The sequence below is a fragment of the Caproiciproducens sp. NJN-50 genome (assembly GCF_004103755.1).
In the GTDB taxonomy this organism is placed as follows: Bacteria; Bacillota; Clostridia; order Oscillospirales; family Acutalibacteraceae; genus Caproicibacter.
In genome coordinates, this window is sequence record NZ_CP035283.1 from 115,320 (window position 1) to 134,682 (window position 19,363).

Sequence of the window (19,363 nt, forward strand, 5' to 3'; positions counted from 1 at the left end):
CCCAAATCTGTATTATAATAGAAAAAATCAAGGCAAAAACCGGAAAGGGGCATCATATGAAATATTTTGACCTGCACTGCGACACCGCGTCGGAGTGCTGCAAAAAAGGGCTTGGGCTTTCCTACAACGGGCTGCACATCAGCCTCGAAAAAACGGAGCGGTTCGAGCGGTGGGCTCAGGTGTTCGCGGTCTGGATCAGCGACGACCTGCGGGGGGAGGCCGCTTTCCGCTATTTTCAGGAGGTCACCGCGGATTTTAAACGGAAACTTTCCGCGGAGAAGGGGAAGGCGCCCGTTTTCTGCGTGGATGGGCCGGAACTGGAAAAGGCGGATTCCGCCGGGAAGAATATGGCACTGCTCTCCATTGAGGGCGGCGCCGCGCTGGGCGGCGAGCTTTCGCATCTGAACGAGGCATGGGAAACGGGCGTGCGCCTGATGACCCTGACCTGGAACGGACCGAACGAGCTCGGTGACGGCTGCATGACGCCAGGAGCCGACGGCCTGGCCCGATTCGGGAAAGAAGTCGTGAAACAGATGGGCGAGCTCGGCATGGTGGTCGACGTGTCCCATCTGTCGGAAAAAGGGTTTTGGGACGTCGCCCGGCTGGCGAAAGGCCCGTTTGTCGCGACGCACTCCGACTCGAAGGCGGTCGAGGACCACCCGCGCAACCTGACGGACGATCAGTTTCGTGAAATCGCGCAGCGCGGCGGTCTGGTCGGGCTGAATCTGTACGCGCCGTTTGTCGGCGGCGAAGGCTCGATCGACGGCCTGCTGCGGCACGCGGAGCATTTCCTGGAGCTTGGCGGCGAGGGGACCGTCGCGGTCGGCGCGGATTTCGACGGCTGCAAGCTCCGGGCCGAAATCCAGGGAGTCGGGGACATGGGACTGCTTTACGACGCGATGCGCGCGCGGTTTGGTGAAGAAATCGCGGACGGCATTTTTTTCCGCAACGCGTACCGGTTTTTCACGGCAGCGTACCGCTGAACCGATGCTCCATCCGGAACGCGGGGAAGGCTGAGTTTGGCGGGAGAGCTGAGGCGGACGCCTCCCGGTGACAAGGAAGCCTGACGCGTGTGATACGTAGGGCCTGCCAGGGCGCGCGGGAAAGCGAACCGATAATCTCCATCAGCTGTGTCCGACACAGCCACTTCCGGTCCGGAGGACTGATGTCGTCAGGCGTTCCGCTCTTTGGCGAACTCCTCAAACACGTCCGCGGCAAGCATCACGGTATCGAGGCACCGGGTCTCTTCCTTCTTGTACTTTTGGGTGAGCGCCGAGCATTCCGTGTCTCCCAGCGTTTCGGTGAATTTTTCCACCAGTGCGGCACACTGCTCTTTAAAACCGGGCGTCGCGTGCGCGCGCTCCCCAACGCTCATCTTTCCGAGGGCGGCGATGCAGGCGCAGAGCGCCCCGCAGGTTTTTCCGCAGCCCAGCCCCGCGCCGAAGCCGGCGACCAGCTTGAACGCTTCTTCCGGAAGGTCCAGATGGTATTCGTCGTCAATGGCGTGCAGGGTCGTTTCCGCGCAGTTGTTGTCTTTTACTAGGTAATAATCGCGAACTCTGTCTCGAAGCATGGTATCATCCTCTTTATTTTTATTAAGTGAGCCGCCGTGGCGGACGCATAGCGTCTTTTGCGCCTACGGCGTTCACGGCTTTCGCTTTCGGGAGGTTCCTTCTGTCCCGCCAGACTAAGCAAACGGCTTTTTCCGTTCTGACTGGCGGGCCGTCCCGACCGGATGGTCCGCTCCTAAGGCGGACACACAGTGTCTTTCGCGCCTATGGCGTTCCCGGCTTTAGCTTTCGGGAGGTTCCCGCCAAACAAAGCAGACGGCTTTTTCCGTTCTGACTGGCGGGCCGAAGACGCAGCGTCACGCTGCCGAACGGCGGAAGGGTCAGAACGCCGCGCGCGTCCGGGATGCTGCCGAACACCGGCTCCGCGGCGCTCCATTCGGGCGGTACCACCACCTGGCGCTCCTCCGGGGCGCGATTGACCGCGCAGAGCAGCGAATCTCCTCCGCCGGAGCGGATGTAGCAGAGCACGTCGCCGGAGGCCGCGACCGGAATCAGTTTCCCGTCCTTCAGGCACTCGCACCGCGCGCGCAGCCTTCCGAGTGCCCGGTACCAATCCGTCAGTTCCTCGTCCTGCCGCCCCCACGGGAACGGGGCGCGGTTGAACGGGTCCGCGTAGCCCTCCATCCCGGCTTCATCCCCATAATAAAGGCACGGAACACCCGGCAGGGTGTATTGAAGCAGCGACGCGCAGCGCAGCAGGGCCAGCCCCCGGCGGCGCTGTTCCGGAGAAAGCCGCGCCGCGCTCTGCCATTCGCGTCCCCGGCCCCGGCGCGGCTCCCCGGCCAGCACGGTCAGCGCGCGTTCCGTGTCGTGCGTTCCGATGTTGTTCATCAGGACCCGCACCACCTGCGGCGGATAGTTCTCCAGCACCGAGAGAATCGTCTCCATTGCCGCCGCCGCATCCCCGCCGGTCAGAAAGCTGAGGATCGCGTTGCGGAACGGGTAGTTCATCACGCTGTCGAGCTGCTTCCCCAACAGGTATTGCCGCCGTTTTCCGTAGGCGACCTTGTTGGAGGCGTCCTCCCAGACCTCGCCCGCGATCAGCGCGTCCGGTTTCTCCGCTTTCGCGGCGGCGCGCAGGGCTTCCAGAAACCCATCCGGCAGTTCGTCGGCCACGTCGAGCCGCCACCCCGCGGCTCCGGCCCGCAGCCAGCGGCGGATGATCCCGTTTTCCCCGCAGATATATTCTCTGTACTCCGGGTTCCCTTCCTCAACGTTCGGCAGAGTGGGGAAGTTCCACCAGCAGGCGTATTCATCGGGCCAGTTTTTAAAGGAATACCACGGATAATACGGAGATTCTTTCGATTGATACGCGCCCGGCCCGGAGTAGCGCCCTTCCCGGTTGAAATAGATGCTGTCGCTGCCCGTGTGGTTGAACACGCCGTCGAGCAGCACGCGGATGCCAAGCTCCGCCGCCGCCCCGCACAGCGCGCGGAAATCGTCCCCGTTCCCCAGCAGGGGGTCTGTTTTCGTATAGTCCGCCGTGTTGTACCGGTGGTTCGAGTGCGCCTCGAAGATCGGATTGAGGTACAGGCAGGTCACGCCGAGGGATTTTAAATACGGCAGCTTTTCCCGGATGCCCGCGAGGTCGCCGCCGAAATAGTCGGAGTTCGTGATCTTCCCTCTCGTGTCCGGCCGCCAGTCCGGCGTTTCGTCCCAGTCTCCGTGCAGCTTCCGGTCCGCCGGAACGCCGTCTTTTTTCTGCCCGGAGGAAAAAAATCGGTCCGGAAAAATCTGGTACAGCACCCCGCCAGCCAGCCAGTCCGGCGTCGCGAACTCTTTCCCGCAGACCGTCAGCTGCCACCGCGCGCCGCCGTCGAACCCGGCTTCGCCGCCCGGCCCGCGCGTCAGGCGGCGGGGCCCGCACGGCGTTTCCAGTTTAAAATCATAGAAATAGACGCCCGGCTCCTCGGCGGGGAAATGGCATTCCCACCATTCCGCCGCGTCCCCGTTCATGCCGCACCAGAACAGGCCGAACACCTGCTCCGGCCCGCCCGCGCCGTTCCGGACGATCAGATTTACGCCGGAGCAGCCAAGATTGCGCGGCAGCGTGATCTTAAAATGCACGCGGGTCCCGGCGGGCACCGCCCCCACCGGATCGCGGTAGATCGAGTTGCGGGAATTGAACATCGCGCATTCCCCCCGGTCCCTTAATTGACGCGTTTTCCGTGCGGGTCCGGAGCGGGCGACGCATGCCAGATCCCCTCCGCATATTCGCGGATCGCCCGGTCGGCTGAAAAGATTCCCGCCTGCGCCGTGTTAATCAGGCACATTCTCCGCCATTTCGCCGTGTCGAGATAGAGCTGCTCCGACCTAAGCCGCGCTTTTTCAAAGGAAGCGAAATCCGCCAGAACCATATAGGGGTCGGAGGAAAGCAGCGAATCCGCGATGTCCCGGAACGAAACGCCGCAGAATCCCGCGTCCATCGCGGCAAGGGCGGCTTTCAGCTCCGGGTTGTGGTCCGCGATGGCGCGCGGCTGGTAGCCGGCCTGTTTCAGTCCCTGCGCCTCCCCGGCATTCATGCCGAACAGGATCATGTTGTCATCTCCGACCGCTTCGCGGATTTCGATGTTCGCGCCATCCAGCGTGCCGAGCGTGACCGCGCCGTTGATCATGAATTTCATGTTGCCGGTCCCGCTGGCCTCCGTCCCCGCGAGCGAAATCTGTTCGCTGAGGTCCGCCGCCGGCATCAGAAGCTCCGCGAGCGTCACGCGGTAATCCTCCAGATAGATGACCTTCATCTTTTGGTTGACGCGCTCGTCGGCGTCGATCGTTTTGCCCAGATCAATGATAAAGCGGATGATCTGTTTTGCAAAGTAATATCCGGGCGCGGCCTTCGCGCCGAACAGATAGGTCCGCGGCGTGAACTCCATTTCGGGGTTCTCGCGCAGGCGCAGGTAGTCGGTCAGAATCTGCAGAGCGTTCAGGTGCTGGCGCTTGTATTCGTGCAGCCTTTTCACCTGCACGTCGAAAATCGAGTCCGGGTCGAGATCGACGCCATTTTCCCGTTTGACGTACCGGGCGAGCCGGAGCTTGTTCTCCCGTTTGACCGCCGCCATTTTTTCCAGCGCCGCCGGGTCGTTCTGATAGTTCATCAGGTTTTGGAGCTCGGAAGCGTCTCGCACGAAGCCGTCCCCGATCAACTCGGTCAGGAGCGCGGCCAGGCCCGGATTCGCCTGGCAGAGCCAGCGCCGGTGCGCGATCCCGTTGGTCACGTTCGTAAATTTTTCCGGCATTTCCGTATAAAAATCGTGGAACACGCGGTCCTTCAGGATTTCGGAGTGCAGCTTCGAAACTCCGTTGACGCTGTGGCAGGAAACCACGGCCAGATTCGCCATTTTAACGAATCCGTCGTTCCACGGGGCCATGCGGCCCACCTTGTAGCCGTCCACGCCCCGGTTGTGCATCCCGGCGCAGAAGCGGCGGTTGATTTCCTCCACGATCTGGTAGATGCGGGGCAGGCGCATGCGGAACAGGTCGATTCCCCAGCACTCGAGCGCCTCCGCCATCACCGTGTGGTTCGTGTAGGCGAAGACTTCCCGCACGATGTCCCACGCGGCGTCCCAGCCGTAGCCGCACTCGTCCAGCATGACGCGCATCATCTCGGGAATCGCCAGCACCGGATGCGTGTCGTTCAGGTGGATTGCGGCGCAGTCGGGCAGGTTGTCGAGCGTCCGGTTCTGGAACAGATGGTGCCGGATAATGTCCTGCACGGCGGCCGAAACCAGGAAATACTGCTGCGAAAGCCGGAGGCTTTTTCCCTCCGGATGGTTGTCGTCCGGGTAGAGCACCTTCGTGATGCTCTCCGCCGTCGCCTTCTGCTCGACGGCGCGCAGGTAATCCCCGCCGTTGAACAGATTCATGTCGAAATCCTCGCTGGTCGCCGACCACAGCCGAAGCCGGCTGACGCCCCGGCCGTCCATTCCCGGAACATAAAGGTCGCTCGGCACGGCCGTGACCTTCGTGTAATTCTTGTGGTTCACCACATGAAACCCGTTGTTCCAGTAGTCTTCGATCTTCCCGTTGAAATGGACCTCCACGCTTTTTTCCGGCTCGCTCCGGAGCCAGATCTTGCCGCCCGGAAGCCAGAAGTCCGGCAGCTCCGTCTGCCAGCCGTCCACCAGCTTCTGCCGGAAGATGCCGTACTCGTAGCGCAGGGAATACCCCGTCGCCGGGTATCCGAGCGTCGCCAGCGCGTCCAGGAAACAGGCCGCGAGACGGCCCAGCCCCCCGTTTCCGAGGCCCGCGTCCGGCTCCTGCTCGTAGAGCGCGTCGAGCTTGAGTCCCAGCCCGGAAAGCGCCTGCCGGTAATCCTCCTCGATTCCCAGATTGAAAAGGCAGTTTTTCAGCGAACGCCCCAGAAGGAACTCCATGCAAAGATAGTAGATGTGTTTGGTCCCCGCTTTCTCGGCTCCCCTGATAAATTCGCTGCGCCCCTTCTCCATCAGGTCGCGCACGCACAGCGCCGCGGCCTTGTAGCACTGCTCGTCGGTGGCGTTCTTCAGGCTGACCCCGAACACCAGCTCCAGCATGCTGCAGATGGACTCCTGTATCTTTTTGACCGGCTGCCTGTAAATCATCGGAACGGCCCCCCGATTTCATCAAATTTATTTCTGTCTATGATACACCAATATTACCGCTTTTTCAAGTGCAGCAACGCATCTTCACAGCGTTCTTTGAAACTGCCCGTTTTTCCCTATATGACGCGGTTTTCAGGCAATTTTCAAATTTTATTTCAATGCGCTTACTAAAGAACATTTTTCAGCGGAATTTATACACTTTCACTAAAAAATGAAATTTGCTCCGCCTGTTGTTTTCCCCGTGGGAAAAGGCCTTATAAAAAGTCGGAATATCCCTTTCATATTATAGCGAAATAGATTATAATAAGCTATATAAAAAACGCGGCTTTCACGAAAGGGAATGAATGATTTGAGCAAAAACAGGATCAAACTGAATATCTGCGGCTGTGAATGCGTCGTCAGTTCCGAGGACAGCGAGGGGTACATGCGCTCCGTCGGCGAAAAGGTCCAGAAGACCATCGAGGCGATGCTGGACCGGAACGAGCGCATCTCCATCACCATGGCCGCGATCTCCGCCGCGTTAAGCTACTGTGACGACGCCAACAAGGCGGCGGACGCGGCGGAAAATCTCCGCACGCAGATCAAGGATTATCTGGAGGATTCCTCCCATGCCCGCCTGGAGGCGGAGGAATCCCGCAGGGAAATCGAGCGCCTGAAGCGCGAGATCCAGACGCTGCGCGCCCGGCTCTCCGCCGCGGGCGAAACGCCGCCGGAGGGCGCTTCCCCGGAAAAAGCGCCGCCGATCGCTCCGGGGGCGGACGTGCCCCGCCCGCAGACGGGCAGCTTTTCCCGCGTGACCCCCCAGGCGGACGGCCCGGACCCCGAGGGATTCATGAGCTTTTTCGAAAAGAAAACCGATGAGCCATAAGATTGAGATTCTCGCTCCGGCCGGTTCGCCGGAAAGCCTGACGGCAGCCGTCCGCGCGGGGGCGGATGCCGTTTATCTGGGCGGGGCCCAGTTTTCCGCACGGGCGGGCGCAAAGAATTTTTCACAGGAAGAACTGCGGCAGGCCGTGCAATATTGTCACGCGCGTGACGTGAAAGTATACCTCGCGGTCAACACGCTGCTGCTGGACGATGAGCTCCCCGCGGCGCTTGATTTCGTGCGCTTTGCCTGCTCCCTTCCGGTGGACGCGCTTCTGGTGCAGGACATGGGCCTCGCCTCGCGCCTTCTCCGGCACGCGCCGGGCTTAAGGCTGCACGCTTCCACCCAGACCGGCGTCCACACGCCCGCGGGGACAAAAGCGCTGTACGATCTCGGCTTTCAGCGGGTCGTTTTAGCCCGCGAACTCTCCCTGGAAGAAATCTCGGAGATCCACCGCTCCTGCCCGATCGAACTGGAAACTTTTGTCCACGGCGCCCTGTGCATGTCGGTCAGCGGGCAGTGCTATTTCAGCTCCGTGCTCGGTTCCCGCAGTGGAAACCGGGGCATGTGCGCGCAGCCCTGCCGCCTGCCGTTTTCGGCGCCGGGGGGAACGGGGCACGACCTGAGCCTCAAGGACCTTTCCATGATCCCGCGGCTTTCGGAGCTCTCCGGGGCGGGCGCGGTCTGCGCAAAGATCGAGGGCAGGCTCAAACGGCCGGAATACGTCGCCGCCGCCACCGCCGCCTGCCGTTTCGCGGCGGACGGGAAGGAAATCCCTTCGGGGCTTCTGAAAAATCTCGGCGCGGTTTTTTCGCGTTCCGGCTTTACCACCGGCTATCCGGACGCAAAGCGCGGCCGGGCCATGTTCGGCGTGCGCTCGAAGGAAGACGCGGCCGCGGCGACCGGGGAGGTTCTTTCCGGGCTGAAGAATCTTTATTCCAGGGAATTTATAAAAATTCCCGTTGATTTTACGCTGAAAATCAAATATAATAAGCCGATGCAGTTGACCGCCGCCGACCGGAACGGCATGGAATTCACCGTTTGCGGGGCGGTACCCGAACGCGCGGAACACCGTGCGCTCGATGGGAAACGATGCGAAGATCAGCTTTCCAAAACAGGCGGAACACCGTTTTACGCGGACCGCGTCGCCGTGGACCTGGACGATGGGCTGACGGCGCCTGTTTCCGAACTGAACCGCATGCGGCGCGAAGCTCTGGAAACCCTGCTGGAACGCCGCGCCGACCGCCCCGGAATTCCGTGGACGGACTGCGGCGATCCCGGTTTTGCGCCCCACCGTGCGGGGCCGTTCCGGTTCCGGGCGCGGTTTTCCCGCGCGGAACTGCCCGAAAACGCCAAAAAGCTGGAACTTTGCTACATCCCTTATCATACGGAACCTCACCGTATCGCGCGGCTGCTCGAAGAGGGATTCCAGGCGGCGGCGGAACTGCCCCGAGGCTTGTTCGGCATGGAGAGCGCCGTTCGGCGAAGCCTGGAAAACGCGAAGGCCGCCGGCGTCACGGACGTCTGGGCCGGCACGCCCGACGGGGTCCGGCTCGCGCTGGACTGCGGTTTTACGGTTCACGGCGGGTTTTCCCTGAACATCACAAATACCCCCGCGCTGGAATTCTACCGGTCGATGGGCGTGGCCGACGCGGAGCTTTCTTACGAACTGACGCTGCGGCAGGCGGCGCGCATCGGCGGCTCCGTGCCGCGCGGGCTGTTCCTTTACGGCAGGCTTCCGCTGATGCTCTGCCGGAACTGCCCGGCCGCGAATTCGCCGAAGGGCTGTCTTGCCTGTAAATCGTCGCCGGAGCTGACCGACCGCCGCGGCGTGAAATTCCCGGTGCAATGTTACGGCGCGTGCAGCGAGGTGCTCAACTCCGTCCCGCTGTCGCTTGCCGGCCGCATGGGCGATGTGGAAAACGTTGATTTCGGCCTGCTCCGCTTTTCGACGGAAGACACACGGGAAACAGAGCGGATCATCGATGAAATTTTAAACGGAACCGAAAAAAATGCGGAGCCGAACTCCTTTACGCGCGGACTTTACTACCGCGGCTTCGCCGCCCGGCGGGAGGACTCATGAAAATCAAGATCAAAAAAATCAGGGAAAACGCGTTGCTGCCGACGCGCGGCAGCAACGGGGCGGCCGGTCTGGACCTGTACGCCTGCATCGACGAGCCGGTCCTGATCGAGCCGCGCGGGCTGTACCGCATCCCGACGGGCGTGGCGATCGCGCTGCCCGGCCCCGAAACGGTCGGCCTGATTTTCGCGCGCAGCGGGCTCGGCGTCCGGCACGGCGTTTCGCTGCCCAACGCCGTCGGCGTCATCGACAGCGACTACCGGGGCGAATTGATCGTAGGCATCGGCAACACGGGGGAAACTTCCTATCTTCTTTCCCCGGGAGAACGGTTCGCGCAGCTGGTCGTCATGCCCGTCTTTCAGGTGGAACTGCTTGAAACGGACGACCTGGGCGAAACGGTCCGGGGAGCGGGCGCTTTCGGGTCGACCGGAAGATACGGCGATTCTACATAGAGTTTACCTGATGCAAGCTCCCCGCCGGACCAGAAATATTTCCAGGCTGATTCCCTCCGTTGGCCTGAGACAAAATTTTCCGGAGATATTTTTTATATGAAAAAGGGCATTCTAAAAACGCTTCTGTTGATCGTTCTGCTTGTCCTTGCGGTTGTTCTTGGAAAAGCTGTTTCGGACGCGGCGGCCGGCGTGCGTTTTCTTTCCTTTCTGAGCGCCGGGGCCAGCTTCGGGATTTCCACCGTAAACGTCGATCTCTCCATTCTCCGCTTTACCTTCGGAATGACCGTGGATCTGCACGTCGCCCAGGCTCTTCTGCTGATCGCCGCAATTTTAGGGTATAACAGAATACACTGAAAGAAGAATTCATCAAAGAGATAGGAGTTTTCTTTACCATGTTACTGCTAGCGTCTTCATCGCCGCGCCGCAGCGAGCTGCTGAAAATGGCCGGTTATGAATTTACCGTTGTGCCGGCCAACGTGAGCGAAACCTTCCTGCACGGAACGCCTCCCATGCAGATTGTGGAGCAGCTTTCCGCGCGCAAGGCGCAGGCCGTTGCAAAACAGCATCCGGAAGCCGTCATTCTGGCGGCCGACACCGTTGTTGTGTTCAAGGGCAGGATTCTGGGAAAACCGAAGGACGCGGAGGCGGCGAAGGCCATGCTGAAACTTCTTTCCGCCAACGTACATCAGGTCTACACCGGCTACACCGTCATCAGCGGCAAAAAGCTCATCAACGGCCACGAGTGCACCTCGGTGGAGTTCTACACGCTGTCTCAGGCGGAAATCGACGCTTATGTCGAGACGGAGGAGCCGTTCGACAAGGCCGGGGCCTACGGGATCCAGGGCCGGGGCGCTCTTTTTGTCAAGCGCATCAACGGCGATTATTACAATATCGTCGGCCTGCCGATCGCCAAAATCCACCGGATCCTCGCCGGCCTTCAGGAAAAAGCCGAGCAGCCTTCCTGACGCGCGGAATTCTGAATTAAAGGTTGAGAATCTCCGGCATTCGGGTTATAATAAGAAAAGATCGGATCATTCGGAACCGGCCGCGGCCCGGATGCGTTGAAAGGGGAAAAACAGATGTTTTCAAAAGATATAGGAATCGACCTGGGCACCGCCAACACCCTGGTCTTTATGAAGGGAAAAGGAATCGTCATGCGCGAGCCGTCCGTCGTTGCCGTGGACGTCCGCTCCGACACCGTTCTGGCGGTCGGCCAGCAGGCCAAGGAGATGATCGGCCGCACGCCGGGTTCCATCGTGGCCGTCCGCCCGATGAAGGACGGCGTGATCGCAGACTTTGACATCACGGCGACGATGCTCAAGCATTTTATCCGCAAAGCGGTGAAAGCGAACGCTTTTTCCAAGCCGCATATCATCATCTGCATCCCTTCCGGCGTAACGGAGGTCGAGCGCCGCGCCGTGGAAGATGCCGCGCGCCAGGCCGGAGCGAACAACGTCGAGCTGATCGAGGAACCGATGGCCGCCGCGATCGGCGCAGGGCTGCCCGTCTCCGAGCCGACCGGCAACCTGGTCGTGGATATCGGCGGAGGCACGGCGGAGGTCGCCGTCATCTCGCTGGGGGATATCGTCACCTCCGTTTCGGTCCGCTGCGCGGGGGACAAGTTCGACGAATCCATTATTTCCTATGTGAAGAAGAAGTACAACCTTCTCATCGGCGAGCGCACCGCCGAGGAAATCAAGATCAAGATCGGCTCCGCGTTCCCGACCGAGGACAATGAGGGCTCTTCCGTCGAGATCAAAGGGCGCAACCTGGTGGACGGCCTGCCGAAAAACGTGACCATCAGCGCCGGGGAAGTGCGGGAGGCCCTGAGTGATCCGCTGGCCCTGATCGTCGACGCGATCAAGAGCACGCTGGAAAAGACCCCGCCGGAGCTTTCGGCGGACATCATTGACCACGGCATCATGCTGACCGGCGGCGGCGCGCTGCTGCGCGGGCTGGACCGGCTGGTGGAGCAGGAAACCGGAATGCCCGTTCACGTGGCGGAAAATCCCCTGGACTGCGTGGTCAACGGCACCGGGAAACGGTTGGAGGTCAACATGCCGTCCTCCTACTACAAAGAAAATAAAAAGCACTGAATTTTACAGAGTGTAAAACCCCCTCCAGCATAGCCGGAGGGGGTTTTTTTACGGCTTCACCGCGCGGGTGGCGAGATAGGTCGGCGCAAAATCCTGCAACCGCCCATTGCCCGGCAGGTCGCGGTCCTCATAGAGGTTGGTCAGGCGAAATCCGGCTTTCAGCTGGCCTCCGACCTGCTCCTCCATCGTGTGGCTGAACTGCAGCCCGTCGTCGTTTTTCATCAGTTCCTCGTAAAGAGCCGGATTTTTCAGCGGATTGAACGGCAGCGGATTTTCCACCACCAGACGGTCGTAGTCGTTGAAAAGGAAATTGAGGCCGTTGTCCATCCCGGCGAGAAGGACCCCGCCGGGTTTCAGCACCCGGAAGCATTCGTCCCACACGGGCTGGACCTCCTCGATATAGCAGTTGGAAACCGGATGGAAAATCAGGTCGAAGCTCCCGTCGTGGAAAGGGAGCGGCTTTGTCATGTCTCCTCTGACGATTTTGACCTGATAGTTTTCGCGCTCCGCGACTATCCGCTCGCTTTCCAACTGCCGGGCGGAGTTGTCGAAAATCGTGCATTCGGCCCCAAGCGCCGTGAAAATCGGCATCTGCTGCCCGCCCCCGCTGGCAAGACCCAAAATCTTCAGTCCCGGAAACGGCGGAAACCAATCTTTCGGAACCGGCCTGACCGGCGTAAGCAACACATCCCATTCGCCCTGCCTGGCCCGCAGGAATTCTTCGCGGGAAACCGGGATGCTCCATTGATTCCCTTCCTCTGCCCAGCGATCCCATGTTTCCGAATTGACCTTTGTATAATTTTCTCTTTGCTTCATGATTCTCTCCTTTGCAGCCGGCTGAATCCCGGCTCAGTCCAGCAGTTCCCGCAGCATGCGGGGGTACCGGTTCAAAAATTCCTTCGTCACCCGGAAGTTGTCCGTTTCCTCATATGCGCGCCGATGAATCCCGTCGGCGGAAAGCTCGTAGATGACGCTGTCCGGGTAAGCGGTCAGGATCGGCGAATGCGTCGCGATGACGAGCTGGGATTCCTGTTTGACCAGCTCGTCGATCCGGCAGAGCATCGCGAGCTGCCGCCGGGGCGAGAGCGCGGCTTCCGGCTCGTCGAAGATGTAAAGCCCGTGCCCGCCGAGGCGGTTCATCAGCAGCGCGAAAAAGCTCTCCCCATGTGATTTTTCGTGCAATGAGCCGCCGTAGCTGTATTTGATCTTCGGCCCCCTGCCGCCCTCGTCCAACTGCTCAATATTGGTCGCAACGTTGTAAAAGCTTTCGGCCCGCAGAAAATACCCGTCGCGCGGATGCCGGACGCCCTTGTACAGGGTAAGATAATCGCAAAGCTCCGAGTGGGAGCTGTACGTCTCAAAATTGAAGTTCCGGCTGCCGCCTTCCGGGTTGAAACCGCAGCAAATGGCGATCGCCTCGGTCAGCGTCGATTTTCCCGTGCCGTTTTCCCCGACCAGGAACGTGACGCTCCCGTGCAGCGGCAGCTCCGAAAGGGCGCGGACCGCCGGGACGGAAAACGGGTACCGGTCAAAATCCGTCACCCGGTCCCGCCGCAGCGCGACGGCGTTGATATACTGCTCCCGCATTGTGCCCTCCTTCCGGCGCGCCGGCCTCTCAGTACAGCGTCTTTGGGTCCATCTGCTCCGTTCGGAGCTCCAGAAGTGTTTTCAGGTCCTCTGAAAATTCCTTCGGCGTCTGCGTCTCTTTCTGCTCCAGTTCTTCCAGGACCTCCAGCCGGAACGCCTCCGCGCCGAACTCGTCCCAATCCCTTTGAAGCTTCAGGCTCAGCCCGCTTCCGGTTTTTTGGGCGAATTCAAACCGGTTTTGGAAGCCGCGCAGATCCGGCGCGGCGGTCAGCAGGACTTTCCCGTTTTTTGTGTTCCGGATCCCACAGATCCCGCCGATCTTTTTGCGTTCCCGGTATTCGCTGATTCGTTCCTTTTTCTCCTGCTTTTCCATGTATTTCTCCGTTTCCGCGGCGGAGCGCCGCCGCAGTTATTTTTATCTTATCACAGGCGGACTTGGTTTGCAAATTCCCCATTCGGGAACTTAAATTGAAAATCTGGGAAAATTTGTTGTTATGAGGATACTAAGATGTGAATTCTCGGTCGACTATTTTTGAGGAGCGTCTATGGTCAAATTTTTTAAGGTTCTGGGCTGGGCTGTGGTTCTCGGCAGCATTCTGCTCTTTCTCCTCGCGATAAAGGACCTGACCTTTTTCCAATTCCTTGGCATGGTGCTGGGGCTTTCCCTGGGGCTTGCTTTCCTCGCGGTCGGCGACCTGATGGAGCGGGTGTCCGATCTGGAATCACGTCTTGATCCGCCGCCGATGGAACCGGAAGAAGAGGACATTCAAAAAGTTGTCTGTCCGAACTGTTACAAGAAATACGGCCTGGATTTTCCCAAATGCCCGGACTGCGGAACCCAAAACAGCCTTTGGTAGATTTTCTTTCCGGCCATGATCTTGACAAAAGACGACGTTCCGGGGTATGATTGCTTTAGAAATTTAAGATGGGAGTTGAAAGGATGCGCCATTTTTCCCGCTGATTACAGTTCGCCAATCGGTTGGACGGCCTGATTCCAGGCTGTCTTTGTCGCCGTGCGGCTGCGGGAGAATCTGCGCATCCGAAAGCTCCTTTTTTTCGGGAGCTCCATCCGCCGGCAAACGCCGGCGGATGGAGTCCTTTCGTTGCAAAGGGCCGCGGGGAGTGAGGTTTCCCGCGGCCCCTGCGCATTTTCGGGAGGATTCCATGTCTCTGATTCAAATTTCAAACCTTACTTTTTCCTATGATGGAAGCCCGGAGCCCATTTTTCAAAACGCATCGTTCGATTTCGATACCGACTGGAAGCTCGGGCTGATCGGGCGGAACGGGAAGGGCAAGACCACCCTGCTGAACCTCTTGATGGGAAAATACGAATACCGCGGAACCATTTCCTCCGGCATTGCATTCGACTATTTCCCGTTTTCGGTTCCGGACGAATCGAAAAGCGCCTTGGAGCTGATTCGCGGGATGGTCCCGGGCTGCGAGGACTGGCGCGCTCAGCGGGAGCTGTCCCTTCTGGACGTTTCGGAGGATGCCTCCGGACGGCCCTTTTCCACCCTGAGCAGGGGGGAGCGCACCAAAGTGCTGCTGGCCGCTCTGTTTTTAAGGGAAAACCGCTTTCTGCTGATCGACGAACCGACCAGCCACCTCGATCTGGAAGCCCGCGGGCGCACGGCCCGCTATCTGCGCGGAAAGCGCGGATTTTTGCTGGTTTCGCATGACAGGGCGTTTCTGGACGGCTGCGTGGACCATATTCTTTCGATCAATCGCAAAACCATCGAGCTGGAAAAGGGAAACTGCTCGTCCTTCCTGGAAAACAAGCGCCGCCGGGACGAGTTCGAACTGGCCGAGCACCAAAAGCTGGAGCAAACGGCCAGGCGCCTGTCCGAAGCCGCCGCTCGGACGTCGGGCTGGTCGGACCGCGTGGAGCAGACCAAATACGGCACGAAGAATTCCGGCCTGCGGCCCGACCGGGGTTACATCGGTCACAAGTCCGCCAAAATGATGAAGCGCGCCAAAACGATCCAGGCAAGGCGCGAACAGGCGGCGCGGGAGCAGTCCGCGCTTCTGAAAGATCTCGACACGGCGGAGGACCTGAAAATCCATCCCCTGTCTCCTCCGAAAAGCACCTTGCTGGAGGCGCGGGACCTCTGCCTGTATTATGGAGGCCGCAAAGTCTGCGGCCCGGTTTCGTTCCGCCTGAACGCGGGCGGCCGGCTGTTTCTGCGCGGGCGCAACGGCTGCGGAAAATCCAGTGTTTTGAAGCTGCTGACCGGGCAGCCGGTCGACCACACCGGCAGCCTGTGGATTGGGCCGTGGCTGACCGTTTCCCATGTGCCGCAGGAAGCCGATTTTTTAAGCGGCGGGCTCATGGAATACGCCGAATCGCGCGGCATCGACAAAACCCTGCTCTTTTCCATCCTGCGCAAGCTGGATTTTTCGCGCGGGCTGTTCGAGCGCGACATGGCCGGGTACAGCGAGGGACAGAAAAAGAAGGTGCTTCTCGCCGCCAGCCTGTGCGAGCCCGCGCACCTTTACGTCTGGGACGAGCCGCTCAACTATATCGATCTGCTTTCGCGCATGCAGCTTGAGGAAATGATCTTATCCGCCTCCCCGACCATGCTTCTGGTCGAGCATGACCGCGCGTTCCAGGAAGCGGTTGCGACAGGCTTTGCCGATCTCTGAAAACACCGCGCGGCCTCTCCCGGCGGAACCCGGGGCTCCATTTAAAAAATGGAGCTTCTTTTTTTATGCCCGGACCCAGTAACAGGAGCCGTCTTTTTTGCGGTCGAGGAAGCCGTACTCGATCAATTCCCTGCGAACCGTGACGTAATCGGCGCAAATCCTTTGCAGCAAACGGTTGACCTCTTTTTCAGTGTATCCCCGTCCCGGCGCAAACAGCGCCGCGATCTGCCGCAGCACCACAAGCTTTTTCTTCTCCTTTGCCGGGAATTCCTTCAGATGCCCCGCTTCATCGAAATACGCGCGCCGGATTCTTTCGCTTTCCTCCTCGGTCACCGCGTACCGCAAATCGACCATCGCGGCGCTTTTGGGCACGGGGAGCAGCCGCCCCGCCCCCTCCTCTGCGGCGTTTTGCTCCACAAGCCGGTGAATCGCGAGGAAAACCTTTGCCTGGTTTGCCTTTTCCCGCAGCTTAAACCGATGGTTCCTCACGGTCGATTCGCTGCAACCGATTTCTTTCGCCGTTTCTCGGTCGGAACGCCTCTGATACGCGCTGATCAGGTACTCCTTCTGGACCTCGCTCAGACCGGTGCAGCGTTTGTCAAGGCCGACCAGGTAATCAAACGCCGAACCGTGTTCGGCGGCAATATGTTTTTCAATATACTTTCTCGCCTCATAAAAGGCGCAGTTATCCTGATACACCGCCCCGTCCTCGAATCGCTCCCCGCAGATCAGGCAGATGTAAAATCCGTCCCGCAGCGCATATCCGCGCGCGATTTCTTCGACCGACGCGCTCCAGAACAGTTCCGAAAGTTCCATTTCCGTCCCCTTCTTTTTTGATATCATATCACGATTTTACAAATATGTAAACAATTTTTAATTTCGTCTACACATTGACAAACAAATTTTCAATGTGTATGATGCTTTTATTGTCTGCAAGGGTGGGAACCGAATGGGCCGTTGGAAAAAACGCCGGAATTACCTGCTTTTTTTACAGGGTCAGTTCGTCTCGTCGGCGGGGGACGCCCTGTATGAAATCGCGCTGGGATTCTTTCTTCTGCGAACGTACCGCTCCAGCGCGCTGATGGCAATGATAGTCGCCGTCTCCGCCGTTCCCGGACTGCTCGCCGCGCCGTTCGCCGGCGTGGTGATCGACCGGATGGATCAGAAGCGGATTCTCGTTTTTGCGGATCTTCTTCGCGGGGCCTCCATGACCGCAACGGCGGCATGGACCTGCCTTGGCCATCCTCCTCTGTGGGTGTTCTGCGTAACGGGGGCGATTCTCAGCATCGGCGGCGCGTTCTTTACTCCCTGCGTCAAATCGCTGATTCCCCGCATCGTGGAGCGGACCGGCTGATGCGGGCGAACTCGGCCCTGAATGTCGCCCAGAACCTCACGCAGACCGCCGGAAACTCGTTGGGAGGATTTTTGTATCGGTTCAGCGGCGCGGGAGGAATGTTTCTGATGAATGGGATTTCCTATCTCTTCTCAGGATTTTTGTCCCTTTTCCTGAAGGTCAGAAATCCGCCGGAAAACAAAAAGGCGGGTTCCGAACCGCTTTCCTTTTGGAAAGATCTGAAAAGCGGAATCGGATACACCGCGAAATTCACAGGCTTAAAAGATCTGATTCTCATGGCCTTTATTCTTAATTTCTTTGCAAGCGGTTCCTTTCTCCTGCTTCAGCCGTTGTTTCTCAGCACGCCGGGATTCGGAATTCAGAGATATGGAATCGCGGCGGGCGCAATCAGCGCGGGCAACCTGATGGGAATGCTGTTCACCTCCGTTTTCCGGATTCCATCCGGGAAACAGATGACCCTCTTTCTTGCGGCGGCCGCGGCGACACGGTCCTGAACGCGCTGTTCCCGTTTGCCGGGCCCGGAGCCGGCCTGATTCTTCCATGTGCCGCCGGATTTGGGAACTCCGTCGTCAATGTGTTGATTCTGACCGCCGTCCAGCGAAGCGTTTCGGAAAAGATGCGGGGAAAAGTGTTTTCCCTTATTTCCATGGGCGCCCATGGGATCGCCCCTATGGGAATTGCCGCCGCCGGGGCCGCCGCCGAAATTTTTCCTATCAAATACCTGATTTTTACCTGCAATTTCATCAATCTGCTTTGTTTTTCTTTCTTCGCGTTCCAAAAGCCGTTCCGAGACCTGATCAATTCCGGGACGCGCCGCGAATGACTCCGCCCCGGCGCGCCCAGACGAGGTACAGGACCAGCCCCGCCGCGCAGAAAGCGGAGCCGAGAGCGAACGCGCGGCTCAGGCCGGAGCCGGCCGCCTTCCCGAGCGCCGCGCTGACGGGAGCGGAAAAGCCGTCGGCCGCCATCGAATAAATGCTCAAAACCGCCGCGCGCGCGAAGGCAGCTGCGCTCTGGCGGTTCTGGACTGTCATTGCCGCCGGGGCGAGCAGCGCGGCGGCGGCATTCAAAGCCGCGACGCAAAAAGTCGAAAGCGCCGCATTCCGGGTGACCGATAAAACGGCGCATGAGGCAGCGGCAAGCAGGAAAAGCGCGGAGGTAAACGCCGTTTCGCCGATCCGGGCGGAAATCCGATGGGAAAACACGGCGGAGAGCGCCGCCCCCTGCACCGCGAGATAGCACAGGCCCATCGCTTCGACCGCGATCCCGCACTCCCGATACTGCAATTGGCTCAGAAAGACCGCCGCCGTCTGCACCGTCTGGGTCAGCAGCGCGCACGCGGCCAGATAGAGCAGGAACCGCAGGGCATTCCGGCCTTCCGACCGCAGCAGCCGCGCCGCCCGTGAGAACGGGACCGGCTCCGCGCGCGGCCCCCCGGCCTCCGGAAGAAGAAACGAAAGGGCGGCGGCAATTCCGTAGGTTCCCGCCGTCAGCCCGGCGGAACGGCTCAGATCCCCGCCGATCCCGAATGTAAACACCAGCGCGGCAATCACGATTCCCAGGGCCGTGAAAGCGTGATAAAGGCTGAACGCCGCCGCGCTGCGTTCCCTGCCGGCGCAGGCGTAAAGGTAGGCCGAATCGCACCCGGACAGCCCCGCGCACACAACGGCGAGAACCGCCCGCTCCAGCAGAAACAGCGCAAAGCTGTCCGCCCGCCAGAATACCAGCTTGGAAAGAAAATACAGAAGGTTGCAGATCAGGATGGTCCTCCGGTACCCGGTCCGCTCGGCCAGAAATCCCATCGGGAGTTCGAGCGCGATCATCAGCAGCAGGGAGACGCTCTCGATCAGCGTGATCTGGAACACGCTCAGCCCGCGTTCCACCCGGTACAGGCCCGCCGCGGGCGCGTAAAACACCATGCCCTGCAAAAGGACAATGACATAATAAATCTGATATTTAGTTTTAAACAAAAAAATCCTCCTGACTGTTTTTTGCATCGGAACAAGGCCCGCTGTCTGCGGGCCGGGACATGCAAAAAAACAATCAGGTTGGATTTCTCATGGCGGTTCTCCCGTTACAGATTTTATACTGGTTCCATGATATGATTTTCCGCGCGGAAAGTCAAGAGCGGACCC

Annotated in this window: 18 protein-coding genes and 1 pseudogene; 11 read left to right on the plus strand and 8 right to left on the minus strand. The window is 59.7% G+C overall.

Annotated elements, in window-relative coordinates; genetic code table 11:
• Window positions 1–56 precede the first annotated feature (56 nt).
• A complete protein-coding gene (locus tag EQM14_RS00530) occupies window positions 57–983 on the plus strand; it encodes a dipeptidase (protein ID WP_164918897.1) in 927 nt (308 codons plus the stop codon).
• Between the two features lie 188 nt (window positions 984–1,171).
• Here the strand turns inward: EQM14_RS00530 and EQM14_RS00535 are convergent, their stop codons facing one another.
• The 3 genes from EQM14_RS00535 to EQM14_RS00545 all read right to left on the minus strand — a co-directional run bounded on the left by EQM14_RS00535 (window position 1,172) and on the right by EQM14_RS00545 (window position 6,151).
• A complete protein-coding gene (locus EQM14_RS00535; protein ID WP_128741124.1) occupies window positions 1,172–1,573 on the minus strand; it encodes a C-GCAxxG-C-C family (seleno)protein in 402 nt (133 codons plus the stop codon).
• A gap of 202 nt (window positions 1,574–1,775) precedes the next feature.
• Window positions 1,776–3,701: a glycoside hydrolase family 13 protein gene (locus EQM14_RS00540; RefSeq protein ID WP_128741125.1), complete on the minus strand. Its 1,926-nt coding sequence runs from the start codon at window positions 3,699–3,701 to the stop codon at window positions 1,776–1,778.
• Between the two features lie 20 nt (window positions 3,702–3,721).
• On the minus strand, window positions 3,722–6,151 hold the full coding sequence (locus EQM14_RS00545) for a glycogen/starch/alpha-glucan phosphorylase (RefSeq protein WP_128741126.1): 2,430 nt from the start codon (window positions 6,149–6,151) through the stop codon (window positions 3,722–3,724).
• A gap of 349 nt (window positions 6,152–6,500) precedes the next feature.
• On the opposite strand from EQM14_RS00545, the gene zapA reads away from it, so the two are divergent.
• The 6 genes from zapA to EQM14_RS00575 all read left to right on the plus strand — a co-directional run bounded on the left by zapA (window position 6,501) and on the right by EQM14_RS00575 (window position 11,644).
• A complete protein-coding gene (zapA, locus tag EQM14_RS00550) occupies window positions 6,501–7,019 on the plus strand; it encodes a cell division protein ZapA (protein ID WP_205703182.1) in 519 nt (172 codons plus the stop codon).
• Complete coding sequence (locus EQM14_RS00555; protein WP_243112569.1) at window positions 7,009–9,099, plus strand: U32 family peptidase; 2,091 nt, start codon at window positions 7,009–7,011, stop codon at window positions 9,097–9,099. The genes zapA and EQM14_RS00555 overlap by 11 nt, the downstream gene beginning before the upstream one ends.
• Window positions 9,096–9,548, plus strand: coding sequence for a dUTP diphosphatase (gene dut, locus EQM14_RS00560; RefSeq protein WP_128741127.1), 453 nt, complete (start codon window positions 9,096–9,098; stop codon window positions 9,546–9,548). The genes EQM14_RS00555 and dut overlap by 4 nt, the downstream gene beginning before the upstream one ends.
• A 96-nt stretch (window positions 9,549–9,644) precedes the next feature.
• Window positions 9,645–9,902 carry a DUF4321 domain-containing protein gene (locus EQM14_RS00565; protein WP_128741128.1) on the plus strand — a complete coding sequence of 86 codons (258 nt, stop codon included), beginning with the start codon at window positions 9,645–9,647 and terminating at the stop codon, window positions 9,900–9,902.
• Window positions 9,903–9,940: 38 nt separating this feature from the next.
• Window positions 9,941–10,513, plus strand: coding sequence for a Maf family protein (locus EQM14_RS00570; RefSeq protein WP_128741129.1), 573 nt, complete (start codon window positions 9,941–9,943; stop codon window positions 10,511–10,513).
• A 114-nt stretch (window positions 10,514–10,627) separates the two neighbouring features.
• Window positions 10,628–11,644: a rod shape-determining protein gene (locus tag EQM14_RS00575; RefSeq protein ID WP_128741130.1), complete on the plus strand. Its 1,017-nt coding sequence runs from the start codon at window positions 10,628–10,630 to the stop codon at window positions 11,642–11,644.
• Window positions 11,645–11,692: 48 nt separating this feature from the next.
• On the opposite strand, the gene EQM14_RS00580 is transcribed toward EQM14_RS00575, so the two are convergent.
• The 3 genes from EQM14_RS00580 to EQM14_RS00590 are packed head-to-tail and all read right to left on the minus strand — an operon-like array spanning window position 11,693 to window position 13,604.
• Window positions 11,693–12,460 (minus strand): class I SAM-dependent methyltransferase, encoded by a 768-nt coding sequence (locus EQM14_RS00580; protein ID WP_128741131.1) that lies wholly within the window; start codon window positions 12,458–12,460, stop codon window positions 11,693–11,695.
• 33 nt (window positions 12,461–12,493) lie between these two features.
• Window positions 12,494–13,231 carry an AAA family ATPase gene (locus EQM14_RS00585; RefSeq protein ID WP_128741132.1) on the minus strand — a complete coding sequence of 246 codons (738 nt, stop codon included), beginning with the start codon at window positions 13,229–13,231 and terminating at the stop codon, window positions 12,494–12,496.
• Between the two features lie 28 nt (window positions 13,232–13,259).
• Complete coding sequence (locus EQM14_RS00590; protein WP_128741133.1) at window positions 13,260–13,604, minus strand: GIY-YIG nuclease family protein; 345 nt, start codon at window positions 13,602–13,604, stop codon at window positions 13,260–13,262.
• Window positions 13,605–13,776: 172 nt separating this feature from the next.
• On the opposite strand from EQM14_RS00590, the gene EQM14_RS00595 reads away from it, so the two are divergent.
• Window positions 13,777–14,088: a hypothetical protein gene (locus EQM14_RS00595; RefSeq protein ID WP_128741134.1), complete on the plus strand. Its 312-nt coding sequence runs from the start codon at window positions 13,777–13,779 to the stop codon at window positions 14,086–14,088.
• Between the two features lie 307 nt (window positions 14,089–14,395).
• Window positions 14,396–15,874 (plus strand): ribosomal protection-like ABC-F family protein, encoded by a 1,479-nt coding sequence (gene abc-f / locus EQM14_RS00600; protein WP_128741135.1) that lies wholly within the window; start codon window positions 14,396–14,398, stop codon window positions 15,872–15,874.
• Between the two features lie 63 nt (window positions 15,875–15,937).
• Here the strand turns inward: abc-f and EQM14_RS00605 are convergent, their stop codons facing one another.
• Window positions 15,938–16,690: a DUF2087 domain-containing protein gene (locus EQM14_RS00605; RefSeq protein ID WP_128741136.1), complete on the minus strand. Its 753-nt coding sequence runs from the start codon at window positions 16,688–16,690 to the stop codon at window positions 15,938–15,940.
• A 141-nt stretch (window positions 16,691–16,831) separates the two neighbouring features.
• Here EQM14_RS00605 and EQM14_RS16850 point away from each other — a divergent pair.
• Window positions 16,832–17,719 (plus strand): annotated as a pseudogene (locus EQM14_RS16850) (MFS transporter); the annotation flags it as partial.
• Window positions 17,720–17,802: 83 nt separating this feature from the next.
• Window positions 17,803–18,051: a hypothetical protein gene (locus EQM14_RS00620; protein WP_128741139.1), complete on the plus strand. Its 249-nt coding sequence runs from the start codon at window positions 17,803–17,805 to the stop codon at window positions 18,049–18,051.
• On the opposite strand, the gene EQM14_RS00625 is transcribed toward EQM14_RS00620, so the two are convergent.
• Entirely contained in the window at window positions 18,026–19,198 is a 1,173-nt protein-coding gene (locus EQM14_RS00625) for an MFS transporter (protein WP_164918899.1), read from the minus strand. The two genes, EQM14_RS00620 and EQM14_RS00625, sit on opposite strands and share 26 nt — an antisense overlap.
• Window positions 19,199–19,363: the final 165 nt, after the last annotated feature.

Bases quoted from the DNA above. Each gene is read 5' to 3' on its own strand.
- EQM14_RS00535 (WP_128741124.1), bottom strand. From the start codon at position 1,573: ATGCTTCGAGACAGAGTTCGCGATTATTACCTAGTAAAAGACAACAAC.
- EQM14_RS00555 (WP_243112569.1), top strand. From the start codon at position 7,009: ATGAGCCATAAGATTGAGATTCTCGCTCCGGCCGGTTCGCCGGAAAGC.
- EQM14_RS00540 (WP_128741125.1), bottom strand. From the start codon at position 3,701: ATGTTCAATTCCCGCAACTCGATCTACCGCGATCCGGTGGGGGCGGTG.
- dut (WP_128741127.1), top strand. From the start codon at position 9,096: ATGAAAATCAAGATCAAAAAAATCAGGGAAAACGCGTTGCTGCCGACG.
- EQM14_RS00595 (WP_128741134.1), top strand. From the start codon at position 13,777: ATGGTCAAATTTTTTAAGGTTCTGGGCTGGGCTGTGGTTCTCGGCAGC.
- abc-f (WP_128741135.1), top strand. From the start codon at position 14,396: ATGTCTCTGATTCAAATTTCAAACCTTACTTTTTCCTATGATGGAAGC.
- EQM14_RS00605 (WP_128741136.1), bottom strand. From the start codon at position 16,690: ATGGAACTTTCGGAACTGTTCTGGAGCGCGTCGGTCGAAGAAATCGCG.
- EQM14_RS00530 (WP_164918897.1), top strand. From the start codon at position 57: ATGAAATATTTTGACCTGCACTGCGACACCGCGTCGGAGTGCTGCAAA.
- EQM14_RS00570 (WP_128741129.1), top strand. From the start codon at position 9,941: ATGTTACTGCTAGCGTCTTCATCGCCGCGCCGCAGCGAGCTGCTGAAA.
- EQM14_RS00545 (WP_128741126.1), bottom strand. From the start codon at position 6,151: ATGATTTACAGGCAGCCGGTCAAAAAGATACAGGAGTCCATCTGCAGC.
- EQM14_RS00565 (WP_128741128.1), top strand. From the start codon at position 9,645: ATGAAAAAGGGCATTCTAAAAACGCTTCTGTTGATCGTTCTGCTTGTC.
- EQM14_RS00585 (WP_128741132.1), bottom strand. From the start codon at position 13,231: ATGCGGGAGCAGTATATCAACGCCGTCGCGCTGCGGCGGGACCGGGTG.
- EQM14_RS00580 (WP_128741131.1), bottom strand. From the start codon at position 12,460: ATGAAGCAAAGAGAAAATTATACAAAGGTCAATTCGGAAACATGGGAT.
- EQM14_RS00575 (WP_128741130.1), top strand. From the start codon at position 10,628: ATGTTTTCAAAAGATATAGGAATCGACCTGGGCACCGCCAACACCCTG.
- EQM14_RS00590 (WP_128741133.1), bottom strand. From the start codon at position 13,604: ATGGAAAAGCAGGAGAAAAAGGAACGAATCAGCGAATACCGGGAACGC.